Raw genomic sequence first — 20,174 nt, 5'->3', positions numbered from 1 at the left:
GCGCCGCAGTGGATTGGGCGGACCGCTCACCCATGTGGGTGATCCGCTCCGCGAGTTGACTCGATCGCACACGGGATCAGCCGTACGGCAGTGCCGGAACGGGCGTACCACCTGGCATCCTTGGGCGCGGAACCCCCCGCCCGACGCCGACTCAGGAGTCTCCGGCCACGTGAGCAGCACCCCGGTCCCGTTGAATGCCGTCCTCGTCCTCGGAGGCGGCAGCGCGGGCAGCAGTGCGCACGTCAGATCCCTGGCGGCCGGGCTCGTCGAAAGGGGCGTGCGCGTCACGGTGTGCGCCCCCGCCGCACTGGAACGCTCCTACGACTTCATCGGCGCCGGGGCCCGCTTCGTACCCGTGCCGCGCCGCAGCGACCCGGCCGCAGTCGCCGCACTGCGCGCGGCCTGCGCGGGAGCGGGCGTCGTCCACGCGCACGGCCTGAACGCGGCCGTACGGACCACACTCGCCCTCAGCGGACAGCGCACCCCGCTGGTCGTCACCTGGCACACCCGGGCGCACACCGAGGGCGCGCGCGACCATCTGGTGCGGCTCATGGAGCGCAGGGCCGCGCGGGCGGCGGCCGTGGTGCTGGCCACCTCGTCCGACCTCGTCGACCGGGCCCGCAGCAGGGGCGCGCGGGACGCACGGCTCGCGCCGGTCGCCGTCCCCTCGCCCCGGCTGCCCGCGGACGACGCCCAGAGCAAGGCGCGCGCGGAACTGGGCGCGGTGGACCGGCCGTTGCTGATGGCCGTCGGCAGCCTGGTGGCGCACCGGGGGTACGGGACGCTGCTGGACGCCGCCGCGCGGTGGCGTTCGCTCGACCCGCTGCCGCTGCTGGTCATCGCGGGCGAAGGCCGGGAGCGGGGTGCGATGCAGCGCCGTATCGAGGCCGAAGCGCTGCCCGTACGCCTCATCGGCAGCCGGGACGACATCGCCGAGCTCCTCGCGGCCGCCGATGTGGCGGTGCTGCCCAGTCGCTGGGAGGCCAGGTCGCTGCTGGCGCAGGAGGCGCTGCGGCTGGGCGTCCCGCTGGTCGCGACCGCTGTCGGCGGCGTACCCGAACTGGTGGGCGACGCCGCTGAACTCGTGCCTTACGGGGACGCGGGGGCCCTGGCCGAGCGGGTGGCCTCCCTCCTCGCCGACCCGGAGCGCCGCCGCAGGCTCGCGGCGGCGGGGCGGGCGCAGGCGGCAGGCTGGCCGACCGAGGACGAGACGGTGGCGCAGGTCCTCAGCGTCTACGACGAGCTGACGCACCGCAGCTGACGCACCGCAGTTGACGCTGAGCAGTTGAAGCAGGGCAGACGGCTCAGGACGTGTGGCGGCGGGCCCGCAGTGCCAGGCTCAGCGCCAGCACCGTCTGCGGATCGTCCAGGTCGGTGCCGAGCAGCTCGGAGATCCGGGCGAGGCGGTTGTAGAGCGTCTGCCGGTTGAGATGCAGTTCGCGCGCCGTCTCCGCCTTGCGGCCCGCGTGGGCCAGATACGTCTGGAGCGTGGGCAGCAGAGGCGGCCGTGACGTCAGGTCGTGTGCGCGCAGCGGGCCGATCGCCCGGTCCACGAAGGCCGCCAGATCCGGATGGTCCCGCAACCGCCAGAGCAGCAGGTCGATGTCGAGCCGCCGTGCGTCGTACCAGGGCCGGTCGGAGAGCCCCTGCGCCGCCGTAGCCGTCTCCGCCGCGTGCCGCAGCCCCGCCGATGCGGCCGCCCAGCCACCCGCGACCCCGACCACCACCACCGGCGGATGTGCGCCCGCACGCTCCAGACCGGCCCGCTCCACACCCGCCCGCAGCGCCACGGCGACCCGGTCGGCCACCGCCGTGCGCTCCGACTCGCCGCGCAGCCCGAGGAGCAGCGGGACGCGCCCCTCCACGGGCCGTACGCCAAGGAGCACCGGGACCCCCACCGACGCCAGCTCTTCGAGTACCGCCCGCGCCAGCACCGCCCAGTTGCCCGTCGGCGACAGCTCGGAGGCCAGCCGCATCACCACCGGCAGCAGCGGTCCCTCACCCGGCTTGAAGCCGAGCACCCGCGCCTGGGCCGGCGCGTCCTCCGCGCTGATCCGGCCCTCCGCGAGATCGGTGAGGAAGTCGCCGCGCCCGCGCGCGGCGAGTTCCTCCTCCTGGCGCGCCTGCATCAGCACCACGGCGAGGATGCCCGCAGCCCGCTCGGCCGCCATCCGGTGCACGGGCGCCAGCGGCCCCGCCACCGGGATCAGGGCGATCCTCGCCCGTACGAAACCCGTGCCGGGGCCGCCTCCAGGCACCTCGACGAGCACCGCACCCGCGGGCCGGTGGCCGCTCAGCCCCTCCCACACCTGGAGCGGCTCGCCGTCCCCGGCGGCGTAGAGCAGCTGCCCGTCCGCCGTCTCCAGGAAGACCGGATTGCCCGCGAAGTCGGCCAGGATCCGCAGGACCTGAGGGATCCCGCCCCCGCCGAGCAGGGCCTCCGTACATCGCCGGTGCACCTCCTCGGCCTGCTGGACCAGTGCGTAGTGCCCGTTGACGATCTCGGTGTGGATCTCTTCGGTCACCGAGACGAAAGCGACCTCACGGTGCAGCTGTACGAGAGGGAGCCCGGCGGCGCGGGCCGTCTCCACCAGCGTCGCGGGCAGCCTGCTGAAGCGCGGCCCGAGCTCCACGACGAGCGCCGCGATGCCCCGGTCGGCGAGCCTGCGCACAAAGGCCCGCTGCTCGGCGGGGCGGGTGCCGAGCCCGAGCCCCGTGGTGAGCAGCAGCTCGCCGCCCTTGAGCAGCGAGGCGATGTTGGGCACCTCGCCCGCGTGCACCCAGCGCACGGTGCGCTGCAGCCGGTCCGCGCCCGCGACGACCTCGGGAAGGCCGCCGCGCAGACCCGGCAGTTCCAGCGCCCGCTGCACAGTGATTCCGCCCTGGTTCTCCATGGATCCGGACGCTACCCGAACCCTCAGGGACGGAGATCAGCCGCCGTACGCTCCCGACGCGGTCAGCCGCAGCGCCGTGTCGATCAGCGGCACATGGCTGAACGCCTGCGGGAAGTTGCCGACCTGGCGCTTGAGCCGCGGATCCCACTCCTCGGCGAGGAGCCCCAGGTCGTTGCGGAGCGACAGCAGCTTCTCGAAGAGCTTGCGCGCCTCGTCCACCCGCCCGATCATCGCCAGATCGTCGGCGAGCCAGAACGAGCAGGCCAGGAACGCGCCCTCGTCGCCCTCCAGGCCGTCGACGCCCGCGTCGTCACCGGTGGTCGGGTAGCGCACGACGAAACCGTCCTCCGTGGACAGTTCGCGCTGGATCGCCTCGATGGTGCCGATGACCCGCTTGTCGTCCGGCGGCAGGAAGCCCATCTGCGGGATGAGCAGCAGGGAGGCGTCCAGTTCCTTCGACCCGTAGGACTGGGTGAAGGTGTTGCGCTCCTTGTCGTAACCCTTCTCACAGACATCACGGTGGATGTCGTCGCGCAGCTCGCGCCACTTCTCCAGCGGCCCGTCCGCGTCGCCCGACTCGATGAGCTTGATCGTCCGGTCGACGGCGACCCAGGCCATCACCTTGGAGTGCACGAAGTGGCGGCGCGGGCCGCGCACCTCCCAGATGCCCTCGTCTGGCTGGTCCCAGTTGTCCTCGAGGTGGCGGATCAGCTTGAGCTGGAGCAGGGCCGCGTGGTCGTTGCGGGCCAGGCCCGTCATATGGGCCAGGTGCAGCGCCTCGGTGACCTCGCCGTACACATCGAGCTGGAGCTGGCCCGCGGCGCCGTTGCCGACGCGGACCGGGCTGGAGTTCTCGTAACCGGGCAGCCAGTCGAGCTCCGCCTCGCCGAGCTCTCGCTCGCCCGCGATCCCGTACATGATCTGCAGGTTCTCCGGGTCACCCGCGACCGCGCGCAGCAGCCACTCGCGCCAGGCGCGTGCCTCCTCGCGGTAGCCGGTGCGCAGCAGCGAGGAGAGCGTGATCGCGGCGTCGCGCAGCCAGGTGTAGCGGTAGTCCCAGTTGCGGGAGCCGCCGATGTCCTCCGGCAGCGAGGTCGTGGGAGCCGCGACGATGCCGCCGGTCGGCGCGTAGGTGAGGGCCTTGAGCGTGATCAGCGAGCGGACGACGGCCTCGCGGTAGGGGCCGTGGTACGTGCACTGGTCGACCCACTCCCGCCAGAAGTCCTCCGCGAGCGTCAGCGAGCCTTCGGGGTCGGGAAGCGCCGGCGGCTCCTTGTGCGAGGGCTGCCAGCTGATCGTGAAGGCGATCCGGTCGCCCGGCGCGACGGTGAACTCGGAGTACGTCGTGAGGTTCTTGCCGAAGGTCTCGACGGTGGTGTCCAGCCAGACCGAGTCCGGGCCCGCCACGGCGACCGTACGCCCGTCGACCTTGTGGACCCAGGGCGTGACCCGTCCGTAGCTGAAGCGCATACGGAGCGTGGAGCGCATGGGCACGCGCCCGCTCACGCCCTCCACGATCCGGATGAGCTGGGGCGCGCCGTCACGCGGCGGCATGAAATCGGTCACTCTGACCGTGCCGCGCGGGGTGTCCCACTCCGATTCGAGGATCAGTGAATCCCCGCGGTAGTGACGTCGGTCGGCCGGTGGCGGTGGGGCGTCCGCCGCGTGCGCGGGCCCCATCCGCCAGAAACCGTGCTCGTCGGTGCCGAGCAGCCCGGCAAAGACGGCGTGCGAGTCGAAGCGGGGAAGGCAGAGCCAGTCGGCTGTGCCGTCCCGGCAGACCAGGGCAGCGGTCTGCATGTCTCCGATGAGTGCGTAATCCTCGATGCGCCCGGCCACGTGCAATCTCCAGTCGAACGGCCACGTCCGCCCCCTGAAGGGCGCTTGCAGTCAAGGGATCGTTGACGAGCTTTGTTTCCGGGAGCTGGCGGGGATGTTGCCGTTTGCCGGAGGCTCGGCAGCGAAGTGTCCGAGCAGGATACGACGCACCCTAGTGATCCGCGCGGCCCTCCCCGCAACAGGGCTGCGCCGAACGGGTGAGCGTCGGGTGGGCGAGCGATGACCTTCCGGTGAAGGCGGGGTGCGGGGAGGGCCGCGCGTGGCCGGAAGCGACCTCCCGTTGTCGCTGATACCCTGGTACCCCGTGGACCGGTGGTGATTAAGCCCCCGACCGCAGCGACGGCACCACCGGAAGATTCCGGTCCGGTTCGCTGGCACGCACCTCAGAATCGCGACCACGGGAGCCCCCTCTTGGCCATGCAGACCAAATCCACGACGACCAAGCACATCTTCGTCACCGGGGGTGTCGCCTCCTCCCTCGGCAAGGGTCTGACTGCCTCCAGCCTCGGCGCGCTCCTCAAGGCGCGGGGCCTCCGGGTCACCATGCAGAAGCTCGACCCGTACCTGAACGTCGACCCCGGCACGATGAACCCCTTCCAGCACGGTGAGGTGTTCGTCACCAACGACGGCGCCGAGACCGACCTGGACATCGGCCACTACGAGCGCTTCCTCGACGTCGACCTCGACGGCTCGGCCAACGTCACCACCGGCCAGGTCTACTCGCAGGTCATCGCCAAGGAGCGGCGCGGCGAGTACCTGGGCGACACCGTCCAGGTCATCCCGCACATCACCAACGAGATCAAGCACCGCATCCGCCGCATGGCCGCCGACGACGTCGACGTGGTCATCACGGAGGTCGGCGGCACGGTCGGCGACATCGAGTCGCTGCCGTTCCTGGAGACCGTCCGCCAGGTCCGCCACGAGGTCGGCCGCGACAACGTCTTCGTCGTGCACATCTCGCTGCTGCCCTACATCGGCCCCGCCGGCGAGCTGAAGACCAAGCCCACCCAGCACTCGGTGGCGGCCCTGCGCAACATCGGTATCCAGCCGGACGCGATCGTGCTGCGCGCCGACCGCGAGGTGCCGACCGCCATCAAGCGCAAGATCTCGCTGATGTGCGACGTCGACGAGGACGCCGTGGTGGCCTGCGTGGACGCCAAGTCGATCTACGACATCCCCAAGGTGCTCCACACCGAGGGCCTGGACGCGTACGTCGTCCGCAAGCTGGACCTGCCGTTCCGCGATGTGGACTGGACGACCTGGGACGACCTCCTGGACCGCGTCCACAACCCCGACCACGAGATCGTCGTCGCGCTGGTCGGCAAGTACATCGACCTGCCCGACGCCTATCTCTCGGTCACCGAGGCGATCCGCGCGGGCGGCTTCGCCAACAAGGCCCGCGTCAAGGTCAAGTGGGTCGCGTCCGACGACTGCAAGACGCAGGCCGGCGCCGCCAAGCAGCTCGGCGACGTGGACGCGATCTGTGTGCCCGGCGGCTTCGGCGACCGTGGCGTCAACGGCAAGATCGGCGCGATCCAGTACGCCCGTGAGAACAAGGTCCCCCTCCTCGGCCTCTGCCTGGGCCTCCAGTGCATCGTCATCGAGGCGGCCCGCAACCTGGCCGGCATCCCGGACGCCAACTCCACCGAGTTCGACGCGGCCACCGCCCACCCGGTGATCTCCACCATGGAGGAGCAGCTGGCGTACGTCGAGGGTGCGGGCGACCTGGGCGGCACGATGCGCCTGGGCCTCTACCCGGCGAAGCTCGCCGAGGGCTCGATCGTCCGTGAGGCCTACGACGACCTTCCGTACGTCGAGGAGCGCCACCGCCACCGCTACGAGGTGAACAACGCCTACCGCGCGGAGCTCGAGAAGAAGACCGGCATCGTCTTCTCCGGCACCTCCCCGGACAACAAGCTCGTCGAGTACGTCGAGTACCCGCGCGAGGTCCACCCTTACCTGGTCGCCACCCAGGCCCACCCGGAACTGCGCTCGCGCCCGACCCGCCCGCACCCGCTGTTCGCAGGCCTCGTCAAGGCAGCCGTCGCACGCAAGACGGGCAAGTAGCACCAGGAGTTACGGTTACCGGGGTACGAGATCCTTACGGGGATTCCGTACCCCGGTTTCTGTTTGTCGTGGGAGGACGTAGCTACATGACCATCAAGGACACCGCCGAGGAGTGGCAGGTCCCCGCGACCTCGACCCCCTTCACGGGCAACAAGACCAGCGTCCGCACCGACGACGTGGTCATGCCCGACGGCACGGTCGCGCGCCGCGACTACCAGGTCCACCCCGGCTCGGTCGCCGTCCTCGCGCTCGACGACGAGGGCCGGGTCGTGGTCCTGCGCCAGTACCGCCACCCCGTGCGCCACAAGCTCTGGGAGATCCCGGCCGGACTCCTCGACGTACCCGGCGAGAACCCGCTGAACGCCGCCCAGCGCGAGCTGTACGAGGAGGCGCACGTCAAGGCCGGGGACTGGCGGGTGCTGGCCGACATCTACCCCTCGCCCGGCGGCTCCGACGAGGCGGTGCGGATCTTCCTGGCCCGGGACATCTCCGAGGCGGACGGGGAGCGCTTCGCGGTCGCCGAGGAGGAGGCCGACATGGAGCTGGCGCGCGTTCCGCTTCCCGAGCTCGTACGGGGCGTACTCGCGGGCGAGTTGCACAACAGCTGCCTGGTCGTGGGCGTGCTGGCGCTCACCGCCGCATTCGCCGGCGAGGGCGTCGACGCGCTCCGCCCGGCCGAGGCGCCCTGGCCGGCCAGGCCCTTCGAGGCGTGACCTCACCGGCGGCCCCTGCGGTCCGATGATGTGTTGATCCGAATGGGCGATGTGCCCGCCGCGCTCCCCCCGGTCCGTCGCACTCTGTGAACTACGCTCGGCGGCGTGACGGATCAGGCGGTGGACGTGAGCGGCCGGGCTGCGGTACGGGATACCGGGCGGACGGACGGTCAGTTCTTCGGCAGACAGCGGGAGTTGAAATCGCTGCGCGCCGACATCGAACGGGCCGGTCTCGACACCATGGCCGGCCGCAAGGGCAAGCGCCCCAGGGTGCTGCTCATCGCCGGACGCCCCGGCTCAGGACGGACCTCGCTGGCGGACGAGCTGGCCCGCGGCCTCACCGACGGTTACCCCGACGGGGTGCTGCGGGCCCGTCTGACCCTGCCGGGCGGGGAGCGCGTCCCCACCGGGGACACCGCGCGGGAACTGCTCGGCGCGCTGGCCCTCGTGGCACCGCCCGGCGAGGACGAGGACGAACTCGCCGAGCGGGTGCGCGAGGCGCTCTCCGTCCGCCGGCTGCTGCTGCTGCTCGACGACGCCGCCGACGCGGACCAGGTCGATCCGCTGCTTCCGGACGCCGCCGACTGCCTGGTGGTGGCCACTGCCACCGGGCCGCTGACCGGAGTCCCCGACGTACGGCCGTGCACGCTCGGCGGCCTGGACACCGGCGCCGGCGTCGAACTCCTCGGCCGCTTCACCGGCAAGGTCAGGATCACCTGCGACCCGCGGTCCGCGGAGGCGCTGGTGGAGGAGTGCGGCGGCCAGCCGGCCGCGCTGGTCCTGGTGGGCGGCTGGCTCGCCGCCCGGCCCAAGGAATCCGTCGCCGACGTGGCCAAACAGCTCCGCGAACTGCCGGGCGACGACTCCTGGCTGCCCCGGGAGACTGCCGCGGCTCCGCCGGCCGCCGGTGCCGGAGAAGACGCCGAGGAGCCGGGCGAAGTCCGGCGGGCGGTTCCCGTCGAACAGCCGAGTGCGCCGAGGCCACTGGTCCGCGCCTTCCGCTTCGTCTATGAATCGCTGCCCGCGCCCGCGGCGCGGATACTGCGATTCCTCGCACTCGCTCCCGCCGGTCTTGCCGACGCGCACACCGCGTCCGCACTCGCCGGCTGCTCGGTCTCGGCCGCCCAGTCGACCCTGGACGACTTCGTCGCGCTCGGGCTGCTGCGGCAGTTCGGCCCGCAGTACGAGGTGCCCGGCGCGCTGGCCCCGCTGCTGCGGGCGCTGATGGAGGACCGGGACCGGCCCGCCGAGATCCAGCTGGCCAGGGCGCGGATGCTGGAGCGGACCGTACGGCTGCTGCAGTCGTGCCGCGCGGTCACCGAATCCGAGGGCTCCCCGGCCCGCAAGCGGCTGGCCGGGCTGCCGCGCTCGCTGCGCTTCCCCAACGCTCCCGCCGCGGCCGAGTGGCTGCGGACGCGCGGGACCGCCCTGCTCGCCTCGGCCCGTGTCGCCGTCGAAGACGGTGATCTCGACACCCTCGCCCGTCGTCTGGTGGCCGCCCTGGTGCGGGCGCTGATCGCACACCGGGGTGCGGAGGACGCTGCCGCCGAGCTGTACGGGCTGCACCAGCTGGTGCTCTCCGTCGCCGAGCGGCGCGACCTGCCCCGGGAGAAGGCGGCCGCCCTGCTCAATCTGGCCGATCTCGACGCCAGGACCGGCCGCACCCAGGAGGCGCTGACCCGCTACCGGGCGGCCCTGGAGGCCGGACGCGCTGCCAATGACCTCTTCGCGATCAGCCGCGCGATGGAATCCGTAGGCGGCGCCTACCAGGAGCTGGGGGACTGGCAGCGGGCCTCCGACTGGTACGGCAGGGCGCTGGCCCAGCGGCAGAACCGCGGAGAACTCACGGACGAGGCGAGGCTCTACGGGCGCCTCGGCACGGTACTGACCTATGCGGGGCGCTACGGCGAGGCGCTGCGGAACTGGCGGGCCGCCGCGGCCGGACACCGTCGTCTCGGTGATCTCGCGGGCCAGGCGCGGGTGTTGAGCGAAGCGGCCAGGGTGCAGGAGTACGCGGGACGGCCCGAGGAGTCGCTGCGCACCTGCCGGGAGGCGGTGGAGTGGGCGCGGCAGGCCTCGGACGTGCGGCTTCAGGCGGCGCTGGAGATCCGTCTCGCGGACACGCTGGACCGGCTCGGCGACCCGGCGGCGGCCAGGCTCCATCGGGGTTCGGCCGAAAGACTGCTGGTCGATCCGGCTTCTGCCTACGAAATCCGCAGTGAGTCGGCGAAAGATTGATGCATTGAAAGGCTAGACAGAGAGAAGTCCTTCCATAGACTGGGTGCGCCGCGCAGTTCCGTGGTGTCTCCCGCTGTGCTGTGCGCGGACGGGTATGTATTTCATTGCCCTAGTTGTCCCTCTCTGAGTCAAGGACCGTGATCGACGTGAAGGTCGGCATCCCCCGCGAGGTCAAGAACAACGAGTTCCGGGTGGCCATCACCCCCGCCGGAGTGCACGAGCTCGTGCGCCACGGCCACCAGGTCGTCGTCGAGCAGGACGCCGGTGTCGGCTCCTCGATCACGGACGCCGAGTACGTCGCGGCCGGGGCGAGGATCCTCCCCACCGCCGACGAGGTCTGGGCCACCGCCGACCTGCTCCTGAAGGTCAAGGAGCCCGTCGCCGAGGAGTACCACCGCCTCCGCAAGGACCAGACCCTCTTCACCTACCTGCACCTCGCCGCCTCGCGCGAGTGCACGGACGCCCTCCTGGAGTCCGGCACCACCGCCATCGCGTACGAGACCGTGGAGACGGCGGGACGCCAGCTGCCGCTGCTGGCCCCGATGTCCGAGGTCGCGGGCCGGATCGCCCCGCAGGTCGGTGCGTACCACTTGATGCGCCAGGTCGGCGGCCGCGGTGTGCTCCCCGGTGGCGTCCCCGGAACGGCGGCCGGCCGTGCCGTCGTCATCGGCGGCGGTGTCTCCGGCTGGAACGCCACGCAGATCGCCGTCGGCATGGGCTTCCACGTCACGCTGCTCGACCGGGACATCAACAAGCTGCGCGAGGCGGACAAGGTCTTCGGTACGAAGGTGCAGACCATCGTCTCCAACGCCTTCGAACTGGAGAAGGCAGTCGTCGAGGCGGACCTCGTCATCGGCGCCGTTCTCATCCCCGGAGCCAAGGCCCCGAAGCTGGTCACCAACGAGCTTGTCGCCAAGATGAAGCCCGGAAGTGTACTTGTCGACATTGCAATTGATCAGGGCGGTTGCTTCGAGGACTCGCACCCGACGACGCACGCCGAGCCGACCTTCCTGGTCCACAACTCGGTCTTCTACTGCGTCGCCAACATGCCGGGCGCGGTCCCGAACACGTCCACGTACGCGCTGACGAACGCCACGCTTCCGTACATCGTGGAGCTCGCGAACCGCGGCTGGGCCGAGGCGCTGCGTCGCGACCCGGCCCTGGCGCTGGGCCTCAACACCCATGACGGGCAGGTGGTTTACGGTTCTGTGGCCGAGGCCCACGGCCTGGAGCACACCGAACTGAGCACGCTCCTCGGCTGACGCGTCAACACGCGCCGTCAACCGCGTGCAACCGGCCGGATCTTGCCCAGGTGAGGTCCGGCCGGTCGCGTGTTCAGCACCCGTGCGGCCCTCATGAGCCCTTGACACAAGGGTGTTGGGTTGCCGACACATCGAGCCGGGTCCGGCGGATTGTGTTGCTGCGGACCGGTGACACGCCATAGAGTCGCCAACCGTCGGCATGGTTCTACGCTGACGTATCGATAAATTTTCCTGGTCACGTCCAAGGAGGTAAGACGACTTGTGAATGAGTCGACATTTACTCCCGGGGGTGGTCAACCAGGAATGCCTGTGCGGGGACAGGACCCTGCAGGGCACGAGGCTGTCGGATCCGTCGCTGTCCGCACCTTCGCGGCGGCGCGTCAGCACAGTCCGATGACAGTCCGGACAGTCCACCAGAGTGCCCACCAGAGTATGGACGGCCAACACGTGAACGCCAGGGCCGGCGACCGGAGTGGCGATACGACCACCCATGTTCTCGCCGACTACACCGAGGTTCCCCAGGGGCATTTCTACGACCCCGACGCCGAGTACGAGCCCGACCCCGAGTACGCGGCCACCCTCGCACCGGACGCTGCCCGTCAGCGCCGCGAGCGGATCGGCCCGACCGGACGGCCGTTGCCGTACTTCCCTATCCCAGGACCACTGACCGACCACGGTCCCGCGACGATCATCGCGATGTGCAACCAGAAGGGCGGCGTGGGCAAGACCACGTCGACCATCAACCTGGGTGCCGCACTCGCGGAGTACGGACGCCGGGTACTCCTCGTCGACTTCGACCCACAGGGCGCGCTGTCCGTGGGACTCGGGGTCAATCCGATGGAGCTCGATCTCACCGTCTACAACCTGCTCATGGAGCGGGGCATGGCGGCGGACGAGGTGCTGCTGAAGACCGCGGTTCCGAACATGGACCTGCTGCCCAGCAACATCGACCTCTCCGCGGCGGAAGTGCAGCTGGTGAGCGAGGTCGCCCGTGAGTCCACGCTGCAGCGGGCGCTCAAGCCGCTGATGCAGGACTACGACTACATCGTGATCGACTGCCAGCCGTCGCTGGGCCTGCTCACCGTGAACGCGCTGACGGCGGCCCACAAGGTGATCGTGCCGCTGGAGTGCGAGTTCTTCGCGCTGCGCGGTGTGGCCCTGCTGACGGAGACCATCGAGAAGGTGCAGGAACGGCTCAACCCCGACCTGCAGCTCGACGGCATCCTCGCCACGATGTACGACTCGCGGACCGTGCACAGTCGTGAGGTGCTCGCCCGTGTGGTCGAGGCCTTCGACGAGCACGTCTACCACACGGTGATCGGCCGGACCGTGCGCTTCCCGGAGACCACGGTCGCCGGTGAGCCCATCACCACGTACGCCTCCAACTCCGTTGGCGCCGCCGCCTACCGTCAGCTCGCCAGGGAGGTGCTCGCCCGGTGTCACGCCGAGTGAGTCTGCCGGGGGCCGACGAACTGTTCCGTACGACCGGGGGCATGGCGCTTCAGTCCTCGTCACCGCGCAGGCCGGCCAATGGCGAAGCCAGAGTGCCGGCGCCCGCGGGCGAGAGCGGGGGCGCCTCGGCTCCGGAGAAGTCCGGCGAGCACTCCGCAGCGGAGGAGGACTCCTCCTCCGGGGAACCGCGCAGCCGTGCCGCCGACGGGGATGCCGGCGCACGGCGTCCCCAGGTGGTTCAGGCGGCTCCCCAGCAGCAGCGACGCCGTGGCGGAGGCGTTCGCGGGGCCAACAGAAGGCCCAGCGGGCGTGAGCGGCACGACGAGAAGATCACGGTCTATGTCTCGGCCGAGGAACTGATCGACCTGGAGCACGCGCGTCTGGTGCTGCGGGGCGAGCACGGGCTCGCGGTGGACCGCGGACGGATCGTGCGTGAAGCGGTCGCTGTGGTGCTGGCCGATCTGGAGTCGCGCGGCGACGCGAGCATTCTCGTACGGCGGCTGCGCGGGCGCTGAGGCGTCCTTCCGTACCCTGGACCGCGATGCCTCCGACGACCGACGATCCCGCGCAGCCCCGCCGCCGCACCCTGGGGCGCGGCCCGGGGGCTGCGGCGGGCGCGGAGGCGGAGCCCTCCGCGGCCGAGCCGTCCTCTGCTGTACCTGTTTCCGTTCCTGCTCCTGCTCCTGCACCTGTTCCCGTTTCGGTGCTCACGGCCGGGCCGGCGGAACCGGTCGAGCCGGCCGAGCCTGACGACGGGCGGTTCAAGGTCCGGCTGGCCAACTTCGAGGGCCCCTTCGATCTGCTGCTTCAGCTGATCTCCAAGCACAAACTCGATGTGACCGAAGTGGCGCTCTCCAAGGTCACCGACGAGTTCATGATCCACATCCGGGCCATGGGGCCCGACTGGGATCTCGATCAGATGACCGAGTTCCTGGTCGTCGCCGCGACTCTCCTGGACCTGAAGGCCGCCCGGCTGCTGCCGACCGCCGAGGTCGAGGACGAGGCCGACCTGGCGCTCCTGGAGGCACGGGACCTGCTCTTCGCGCGGCTGCTGCAGTACCGCGCGTACAAACAGATCGCCGACATCTTCGACGGACGGCTGGACGCGGAGGCCCGGCGCTATCCGCGGACCGTGGGGCTCGAGGCGCACCTGGCCGAGCTGCTGCCCGAGGTGATCATCAGCATCGGGGCCGAGGGGTTCGCGAAGCTCGCGGTGAAAGCTATGCAGCCCAAGGCCAAGCCGCAGGTGTACATCGACCACATCCACGCACCGCTGGTCTCCGTCCAGGAACAGGCCGAGGTGGTCGTGGCCCGGCTCCGTGAGTGCGGCGAGGCCAGTTTCCGGACGCTGACCGCCGATGCGCCCGACACCCTGACCGTCGTGGCGCGGTTCCTCGCGCTCCTTGAGCTCTACCGGGAGAAGGTCGTGGTCCTGGACCAGGACGAGGCGCTGGGGGAGCTGATGGTGCGCTGGACCGGCGGCACGGGGGAGCAGCCGGCCGTCACCGACGAATTCGACCAAGTCGTGGAGGAGGAGAAGGCGTGAGCGAGATCAAGCCCGCGCTGGAGGCGGTCCTCATGGTCGTCGACGAGCCGGCCACCGAAGAACACCTGGCCAAGGTCCTCGACAGGACCCGGCGCGAGGTGGGCGACGCCCTGCGGGAGCTGGCCGACGAGTACACCGTCCAGGGGCGCGGCTTCGAGCTGCGCCTGGTGGCCGGGGGGTGGCGGTTCTACAGCCGTGCCGAGTACGCGGAGGCCGTGGAGGGCTTCGTACTCGACGGTCAGCACGCCCGGCTCACGCAGGCCGCGCTGGAGACCCTGGCCGTCGTCGCGTACCGCCAGCCGGTCAGCCGGTCGAGGGTCTCCGCCGTGCGCGGAGTCAACTGTGACGGGGTCATGCGGACCCTCCTCCAGAGGGGCCTGGTGGAGGAAGTGGGCGCGGAACCTGAAACAGGTGCGATCCTGTACAGGACGACGAACTACTTTCTGGAGCGGATGGGCCTGCGAGGCCTGGACGAGCTCCCGGAACTCGCGCCCTTCCTCCCCGAGGCGGACGCGATCGAGGCCGAGACACAAGAGGGTGTGCCGTCGTTCGATCCGGATGCACCGGACGGTCCGGACACCGACGCAGACGACAAGACGGAATTTTGATGCGAAGCAACGACAGGAACAGCGGTAGCGGCAACCGGGACAACCGGGGTGCGGGCGGCAGGTCACAGTCCCCCCGGCCGAAGTCCCAGGGTGGGCGCGGCGACCAGCGAGGCGACCAGCGTGGAGGACAGCGCGGGGACCAGCGCGGCGACCAGCGCCCGGCTCCGCGTGGGGACAAGCAGGAGGAGCGCCCGCGTAACCCTCGTCCCGAGGAGCGCCGTTACGACGTCGGCAACGACGCCCCCGGTGCGGGCCGCAGCGGCGGCGCCAAGTCCGGCCGCGGCGCCTCCGCGCGCGGCGGCGCCAAGGGCGGCCCCAAGGCCTCTCAGGCCGGCACCCCCGTGCGCCGCGGTCCCCACGGACAGCGTCTCGGCCAGGCCAGGCCGCGTGAGCTCGACGCCAAGATCGAGCAGCGCAACCGGGACAGGTACGAGGGCAAGCCGCAGGTCAAGACCCCCAAGACCTTCCCTGGCGCCGAGGAGGAGGGCGAGCGGCTGCAGAAGGTCCTCGCCCGCGCCGGCATGGGTTCGCGGCGTGCCTGCGAGGAGCTGATCGAGCAGGCGCGCGTCGAGGTCAACGGCGAGATCGTCATGGAGCAGGGCCGCCGTGTTCTGCCGCAGGACGAGATCAAGGTGGACGGCCTGACGGTCGCCACGCAGTCGTACCTCTTCTTCGCGCTGAACAAGCCGGCCGGCGTCGTCTCCTCCATGGAGGACCCGGACGGCCGTCAGTGCCTCGGCGACTACGTCACCAACCGTGAGACGCGTCTCTTCCACGTCGGGCGTCTCGACACGGAGACCGAGGGCATCATCCTGCTCACGAACCACGGGGAGCTGGCCCACCGGCTGACCCACCCGCGGTACGGCGTCAAGAAGACCTACCTCGCCGCCATCCAGGGCCCGCTCCCGCGCGACCTGGGCAAGCGGCTCAAGGACGGCATCGAGCTGGAGGACGGGTACGCCCGCGCCGACCACTTCCGCGTCGTCGAGAACACCGGCAAGAACTACATGGTCGAGGTGACCCTCCACGAGGGCCGCAAGCACATCGTCCGCCGGATGCTGGCCGAGGCCGGCTTCCCGGTCGACAAGCTGGTGCGCGTCTCCTTCGGACCGATCGGTCTCGGCGACCAGAAGTCCGGCTGGCTGCGCCGCATGACCAACACCGAGGTCGGCATGCTGATGAAGGAAGTCGGCCTGTAGACGTCGTCCGTCTCTCGTCGGAACCCGGTCCCCGCTTTTTTGCGGGGGCCGGGTTTTCTTCTTGTCGGACGGCCCGTCCACCTTTATAGTCAGAGTGACCATTAAGGTGGAGGCGTGGCGATGAGCGACCCGTTGAAGGACTACGACCCGCATGCGTTCGAGCCCTTCGCCGTCACCGTCGACCTGGCCGTCTTCACGGTCCGGGAGGGTCGGCTGCACGTACTGCTGATCCGGCGCGGCCAGGATCCGTACGAGGGATCCTGGGCGCTGCCGGGCGGGTTCATACTGCCGAGGGAGTCCGCCGAGGAAGCTGCCCGGCGTGAGCTGGCCGAGGAGACCGGTCTCTCGGAGGCGGTCGTCGATTCGCTCCATCTGGAACAGCTGCGGACCTACAGCGGACCCGACCGCGACCCCAGGATGCGGGTCGTCTCGGTGGCGTACACCGCACTGGTCCCCGATCTGCCGGAGCCGCACGGGGGCGGCGACGCGGCCCATGCGGAGTGGGTGGCCGCCGACGGGCTCGGCGAACTCGCCTTCGACCACGGGCAGATCGTCGCCGACGCGCACGACCGGATCGGCGCCAGGATCGAGTACACCTGCCTCGCGACGACCTTCTGCCCGACCGCCTTCACGCTCGGCGAGCTGCAGCAGGTGTACGAGACTGTCTGGGGCACCGTCCTCGACCGGCCCAACTTCCGGCGCAAGGTCCTGGCCACACCCGGCTTCGTCGAGCCGGTGGCCGGGGCCTCGCGCCTCACCGGGGGACGGGGGAAGCCGGCCTCGCTCTACCGGGCGGGGCCGGCCACCGCCCTCCACCCACCTCTTCTGCGCCCCGAAGGACGGACCGCATGACCAGTGGCAGGAACACGAAACGGGCGGCGACCGGATCGCTGATCGGTCTCGCGCTGGGGGACGCCCTCGGCTTCCCGACCGAGTTCAACGACGTCCCTTCGATCCTCGCCAAGTGCGGTCCCTGGCGGGAGATGGAGCTGATCAAGCCCGCGATCGTCAGCGACGACACCCAGATGACGCTCGCGCTGGGGAACGGGATACGCATGGCCATGGACCGGGGGGTACTCGCGCCGGTGGGCATGGAACGGCCGGTGCGCAAGGAGTTCGTGGACTGGTACCACTCGCCGGACAACAACCGGGCGCCCGGCAGGACCTGCCTGACCGCGTGCGCGCTCCTCGACAGTGACGGGCCCTGGCAGGAGGCCAGCCAGATCGGGTCCAAGGGGTGCGGGGCCAATATGCGGGTCGCACCGGTCGGTCTCGTCCCCGGGCTGAGCGTGGAACAGCGGTCGGGGGCCGCCCAGTTGCAGTCGGCGCTCACGCACGGCCATCCGACGGCGCTGGCCGCCAGCGACCTCACCGCGCGGGCGGTCTATCTGCTGGCGCACGGCGCGGACCCGACGGGCCTGGTGGGCCAGCTCCGTTCGTACGCCTTCGAGAACCGCAGCCACTACAACGAGCGGTGGCTGGGCGATCTGTGGCGCCACTCCCAGGACCCGACGCCCGAGGCCTTCATCTCCCGGGGCTGGGACGACTGCCTGACCGCCCTGGACCGGGTGGTGAAGGCGCTGCGCTCGCCCTCGCCGGAGACGGACCCGTGCCTGGACACAGGAGAGGGATGGATCGCCGAGGAGGCCATGGCGACCGGACTGCTCTGCTTCCTGCTCTTCCCCGACGAACCGGTCCTGGCCCTGCGCCGGGCCGCCTGCACCGAGGGCGACTCCGACTCGATCGCCTGCCTGGCGGGGGCCTTCGCGGGGGCGCACCTGGGGGCCGAGGCGTGGCCCAAGGAGTGGGAGGAGCGCATCGAGTACCGGAGCGAGCTGCTGTCTCTGGGGGCGCTCTGGGATGCTTGATCCATGATGGACATCTCCGGACTCGACCTGGATGCGGTCGTCGCCGAACAGCCCGATCCGCTGCTCTTCGCGACCGTCTCGGGCGCGCATCTGTACGGCTTCCCCTCGCGCGACTCCGACGTGGACCTGCGGGGCGTCCATCTGCTGCCCGTGGAGGACCTGATCGGGCTGCGGGAGCCGGCGGAGACCAGGTCGCTGATGTGGGACCGGGACGGCGTCGAGATGGATCTGGTCACGCACGACCTGCGGAAGTTCGTGACGCTGATGCTGCGGCGCAACGGCTACGTACTGGAGCAGCTGCTCTCGCCGCTCGTCGTGCACACGTCGGACGCGCACGCGGAACTGGTCGCGCTCGCGCCCGGCGTGCTCACCAGTCACCACGCGCACCACTACCGGGGCTTCGCGACGTCGCAGTGGCGGCTCTTCGAGAAGACTGGCGAGCTCAAGCCGCTGCTCTACACCGTCCGGGTGCTGCTCACCGGCATCCATCTGATGCGCAGCGGCGAGGTGCAGGCGGATCTGCCCTCGCTGGTGCGGGAGGTGAGCGAGTCGCCGTCGTATCTCACGGAGCTGATCGCGGTGAAGGCCGAGGCCGAGCATGGCGGGGCGCCGGTCGACCGGGAGCGGGTGCAGGCCGATGTCGAGGCGCTGCACGGTGTCCTCGACGCGGCCCAGCTTGCCTCCGGACTGCCGGAAACGGCCTCAGCGCACGACGCCCTGCACGATTTCGTCGTACGGGCCCGCCGGCAGCGCTGAGGCGCGGCGGGTCCGGAACAGGAAGGCCTCCACCCGTGCGCGGTCCGGTTCGGGCGGGAGCGGGGTGGTGGCCGCCGCCTTGTCGGACTCCTCCGCGAGGCGGGTCATCCGCTTCTCGAACTCCGGCCAGCTGACCTCGCCGCGCTTGACGGCGAGCAGGGCTTCGCGGTCGTCGCCCACGTCGATCACCAGTTCGCCGGTGCGGAGCAGGTCGCGGCAGGACGCCAGGAGCCGCAGCAGATGCATCGCGTGCTTCCAGCGCGGGGCGCCGTGCAGCCGTACGTCCGCGTCGAGCTTCTTGCGCTGGCCCAGGGCGTAGCGCGCGAAGGTCTGATGGGCCTGGCGCGAGAGGAACGCGCCGCGCAGGGCGAGGAGTTCGCGGCCCGTCGCGTCGACGTGCTCGACGAGCGGGGAGTGCAGACACTCCAGGACGTTGGGGTTGGCGCGCAGAGCCAGTTCGCAGAAACGCTCCAGCTCCCAGGAGAACTGTTCTTCCGCCGGGCCCTCCACGTGCGTGGGTGGCTTGTCGAAGTGCCAGAAGAGGGGCGTGGGAGCCAGGAACACGCCCCGGCGGTCCGTGTCGCTGGTGTCGGTGGCCAGGCCGAAGGCGCGGGAGCCCATCACGCAGGAGAAGACGGTGTGGTCGCGTACGAGCGCCTCGGGAGTGACCTGCATGGGGGAGACGTTACGCGAGGCTGATCGAATCGCCGGTGACTTTTATCGCCTGGGGGGCGAGCGGGCGGGGCGCGGGTCCGCCGGCCACCGAGGCGTCCGCGACGCGGTACTTGGAGCCGTGGCAGGGGCAGTTGATCGTGCCGCCCGACACGCTGGAGACCGTGCAGCCCTGGTGGGTGCAGATCGCGGAGAAGGCCTTGAAGCTGCCCGCCTCCGGCTGGGTGACCACGACCTTCTTGTCGGCGAAGATCTTGCCGCCGCCGACCGGGATGTCGGCGGTCTTGGTCAGGGCGGGAGCGCCACCGCCTCCACCGCCACTGCCTCCACCGCCCCCGGCGGGCTTCGAGGTGCCGGATGCCGGTGCGGAGGAGGGCGGGGGCTCCGGCTGCTGCGACTCGTCGCCGTACTTGGTGCAGCCCGCCAGGGCCGCCAGCGCGGCGCCGCCGGTCGCGAGGGCCGCGCGGCGGCTCGTCACCCTGCTCATGTCGTGACTCCGACCGTACGGAAGAACCAGAGCGCCGAGGTCCACCAGATGACGGTGAGCACGACGAGGACAAGGCCGCCGACGACCGGGATCAGCCAGTTGGGCAGCCGTTCGGCGCGCAGCAGCAGCATCTTGGCGCTGAACGCCCCGAAGAAGAAGCAGCCGAAGAGGGAGTGCCACATCACCCTCGTGCTGTACGTCTGGTAGCCCAGGGCGTAGAGACAGTGCACCGCGACGGGGACCGCCAGGAGGAAGGCGATCCGGCCCGACCAGCGGTGCAGCGGCGCGGTCCAGGTGGCGCCGCTCAGACCCGGCAGCCGGCCGTACATCGCCAGGGCCGAGAACAGCTGGACCAGCGCGAAGACGATGGCGGTGGTGGCCAGCCAGGCCTTGACCGCGCTCGTGCTGCTGAAGCCCGCGAGGTTGAAGGCGGTGCCCGCGGGGTCGTGCTGTTTGCCGTACACGCCGAGCCCGACGGCGACCGCCGCGGCCACCAGCGCGGGCACCAGATAGCGGGCGGCTCCCGGGCGCGCGTGGCCCTCCGGCGGGGTGGGGAACGAGGCGGTGGGGGCG

Annotated in this window: 18 protein-coding genes; 13 read left to right on the top strand and 5 right to left on the bottom strand. The window is 70.8% G+C overall.

Annotated features, from left to right (window positions below):
- Window positions 1-169 precede the first annotated feature (169 nt).
- The gene (locus J0695_RS32140) at window positions 170-1,261 is read left to right on the top strand and encodes a glycosyltransferase family 4 protein (RefSeq protein WP_206968086.1); all 1,092 of its coding nucleotides are present in this window, start codon (window positions 170-172) and stop codon (window positions 1,259-1,261) included.
- Between the two features lie 43 nt (window positions 1,262-1,304).
- Here J0695_RS32140 and J0695_RS32135 read toward each other — a convergent pair whose 3' ends face one another.
- The gene (locus J0695_RS32135; RefSeq protein ID WP_206968084.1) at window positions 1,305-2,894 is read right to left on the bottom strand and encodes a PucR family transcriptional regulator; all 1,590 of its coding nucleotides are present in this window, start codon (window positions 2,892-2,894) and stop codon (window positions 1,305-1,307) included.
- A 36-nt stretch (window positions 2,895-2,930) separates the two neighbouring features.
- On the bottom strand, window positions 2,931-4,733 hold the full coding sequence (locus tag J0695_RS32130) for a glycoside hydrolase family 15 protein (protein ID WP_206968082.1): 1,803 nt from the start codon (window positions 4,731-4,733) through the stop codon (window positions 2,931-2,933).
- A 417-nt stretch (window positions 4,734-5,150) separates the two neighbouring features.
- Between J0695_RS32130 and pyrG the strand changes: the two genes are divergently transcribed.
- From pyrG to J0695_RS32070, 12 genes are all read left to right on the top strand, one after another.
- Complete coding sequence (gene pyrG / locus J0695_RS32125; RefSeq protein WP_206968079.1) at window positions 5,151-6,800, top strand: CTP synthase; 1,650 nt, start codon at window positions 5,151-5,153, stop codon at window positions 6,798-6,800.
- Between the two features lie 86 nt (window positions 6,801-6,886).
- Entirely contained in the window at window positions 6,887-7,513 is a 627-nt protein-coding gene (locus J0695_RS32120; protein WP_206968077.1) for an NUDIX domain-containing protein, read from the top strand.
- A 105-nt stretch (window positions 7,514-7,618) separates the two neighbouring features.
- Complete coding sequence (locus tag J0695_RS32115; protein WP_372445850.1) at window positions 7,619-9,751, top strand: tetratricopeptide repeat protein; 2,133 nt, start codon at window positions 7,619-7,621, stop codon at window positions 9,749-9,751.
- A gap of 146 nt (window positions 9,752-9,897) precedes the next feature.
- Window positions 9,898-11,013, top strand: coding sequence for an alanine dehydrogenase (gene ald / locus J0695_RS32110; RefSeq protein ID WP_206968103.1), 1,116 nt, complete (start codon window positions 9,898-9,900; stop codon window positions 11,011-11,013).
- Between the two features lie 303 nt (window positions 11,014-11,316).
- Entirely contained in the window at window positions 11,317-12,465 is a 1,149-nt protein-coding gene (locus tag J0695_RS32105) for a ParA family protein (protein ID WP_206968075.1), read from the top strand.
- Complete coding sequence (locus J0695_RS32100; RefSeq protein WP_206968073.1) at window positions 12,450-12,980, top strand: hypothetical protein; 531 nt, start codon at window positions 12,450-12,452, stop codon at window positions 12,978-12,980. The genes J0695_RS32105 and J0695_RS32100 overlap by 16 nt, the downstream gene beginning before the upstream one ends.
- Window positions 12,981-13,006: 26 nt before the next feature.
- Complete coding sequence (locus tag J0695_RS32095; RefSeq protein ID WP_206968071.1) at window positions 13,007-14,011, top strand: segregation and condensation protein A; 1,005 nt, start codon at window positions 13,007-13,009, stop codon at window positions 14,009-14,011.
- Window positions 13,978-14,619: an SMC-Scp complex subunit ScpB gene (gene scpB, locus J0695_RS32090; protein WP_206968101.1), complete on the top strand. Its 642-nt coding sequence runs from the start codon at window positions 13,978-13,980 to the stop codon at window positions 14,617-14,619. The genes J0695_RS32095 and scpB overlap by 34 nt, the downstream gene beginning before the upstream one ends.
- Window positions 14,619-15,818: a pseudouridine synthase gene (locus tag J0695_RS32085; protein WP_206968069.1), complete on the top strand. Its 1,200-nt coding sequence runs from the start codon at window positions 14,619-14,621 to the stop codon at window positions 15,816-15,818. The genes scpB and J0695_RS32085 overlap by 1 nt, the downstream gene beginning before the upstream one ends.
- A 120-nt stretch (window positions 15,819-15,938) precedes the next feature.
- Window positions 15,939-16,670 carry an NUDIX hydrolase gene (locus tag J0695_RS32080; protein ID WP_206968067.1) on the top strand — a complete coding sequence of 244 codons (732 nt, stop codon included), beginning with the start codon at window positions 15,939-15,941 and terminating at the stop codon, window positions 16,668-16,670.
- The gene (locus J0695_RS32075; protein ID WP_206968065.1) at window positions 16,667-17,686 is read left to right on the top strand and encodes an ADP-ribosylglycohydrolase family protein; all 1,020 of its coding nucleotides are present in this window, start codon (window positions 16,667-16,669) and stop codon (window positions 17,684-17,686) included. Before J0695_RS32080 ends, J0695_RS32075 begins: the two co-directional genes overlap by 4 nt.
- Window positions 17,687-17,689: 3 nt before the next feature.
- Entirely contained in the window at window positions 17,690-18,442 is a 753-nt protein-coding gene (locus J0695_RS32070) for a nucleotidyltransferase domain-containing protein (protein WP_206968063.1), read from the top strand.
- Here J0695_RS32070 and J0695_RS32065 read toward each other — a convergent pair.
- The 3 genes from J0695_RS32065 to J0695_RS32055 all read right to left on the bottom strand — a co-directional run.
- Window positions 18,389-19,117, bottom strand: a complete 729-nt coding sequence (locus J0695_RS32065) for a nucleotidyltransferase domain-containing protein (RefSeq protein ID WP_206968061.1) — start codon at window positions 19,115-19,117, stop codon at window positions 18,389-18,391. The two genes, J0695_RS32070 and J0695_RS32065, sit on opposite strands and share 54 nt — an antisense overlap.
- A gap of 10 nt (window positions 19,118-19,127) precedes the next feature.
- Complete coding sequence (locus J0695_RS32060) at window positions 19,128-19,601, bottom strand: Rieske (2Fe-2S) protein (protein ID WP_206968059.1); 474 nt, start codon at window positions 19,599-19,601, stop codon at window positions 19,128-19,130.
- Window positions 19,598-20,174 (bottom strand): DUF6529 family protein (locus J0695_RS32055; protein ID WP_206968058.1); only part of this gene is annotated, 577 nt, incomplete at its 5' end. The genes J0695_RS32055 and J0695_RS32060, both read right to left, overlap by 4 nt.

Origin of the sequence: Streptomyces beijiangensis, from assembly GCF_017315755.1 — a bacterium.
Classification (GTDB): Bacteria; Actinomycetota; Actinomycetes; order Streptomycetales; family Streptomycetaceae; genus Streptomyces; species Streptomyces beijiangensis.
The sequence above is the reverse complement of the archived record's forward strand: the minus strand, read 5'-3'. Positions and strand labels throughout refer to the sequence as shown.

Excerpts from the sequence above, each read along its gene's own strand:
- J0695_RS32135 (WP_206968084.1), bottom strand. The coding sequence starts at position 2,894 with ATGGAGAACCAGGGCGGAATCACTGTGCAGCGGGCGCTGGAACTGCCG.
- pyrG (WP_206968079.1), top strand. The coding sequence starts at position 5,151 with ATGCAGACCAAATCCACGACGACCAAGCACATCTTCGTCACCGGGGGT.
- J0695_RS32120 (WP_206968077.1), top strand. The coding sequence starts at position 6,887 with ATGACCATCAAGGACACCGCCGAGGAGTGGCAGGTCCCCGCGACCTCG.
- J0695_RS32105 (WP_206968075.1), top strand. The coding sequence starts at position 11,317 with ATGCCTGTGCGGGGACAGGACCCTGCAGGGCACGAGGCTGTCGGATCC.
- J0695_RS32095 (WP_206968071.1), top strand. The coding sequence starts at position 13,007 with ATGCCTCCGACGACCGACGATCCCGCGCAGCCCCGCCGCCGCACCCTG.
- J0695_RS32085 (WP_206968069.1), top strand. The coding sequence starts at position 14,619 with ATGCGAAGCAACGACAGGAACAGCGGTAGCGGCAACCGGGACAACCGG.
- J0695_RS32080 (WP_206968067.1), top strand. The coding sequence starts at position 15,939 with ATGAGCGACCCGTTGAAGGACTACGACCCGCATGCGTTCGAGCCCTTC.
- J0695_RS32075 (WP_206968065.1), top strand. The coding sequence starts at position 16,667 with ATGACCAGTGGCAGGAACACGAAACGGGCGGCGACCGGATCGCTGATC.
- J0695_RS32070 (WP_206968063.1), top strand. The coding sequence starts at position 17,690 with ATGATGGACATCTCCGGACTCGACCTGGATGCGGTCGTCGCCGAACAG.
- J0695_RS32065 (WP_206968061.1), bottom strand. The coding sequence starts at position 19,117 with ATGCAGGTCACTCCCGAGGCGCTCGTACGCGACCACACCGTCTTCTCC.
- J0695_RS32060 (WP_206968059.1), bottom strand. The coding sequence starts at position 19,601 with ATGAGCAGGGTGACGAGCCGCCGCGCGGCCCTCGCGACCGGCGGCGCC.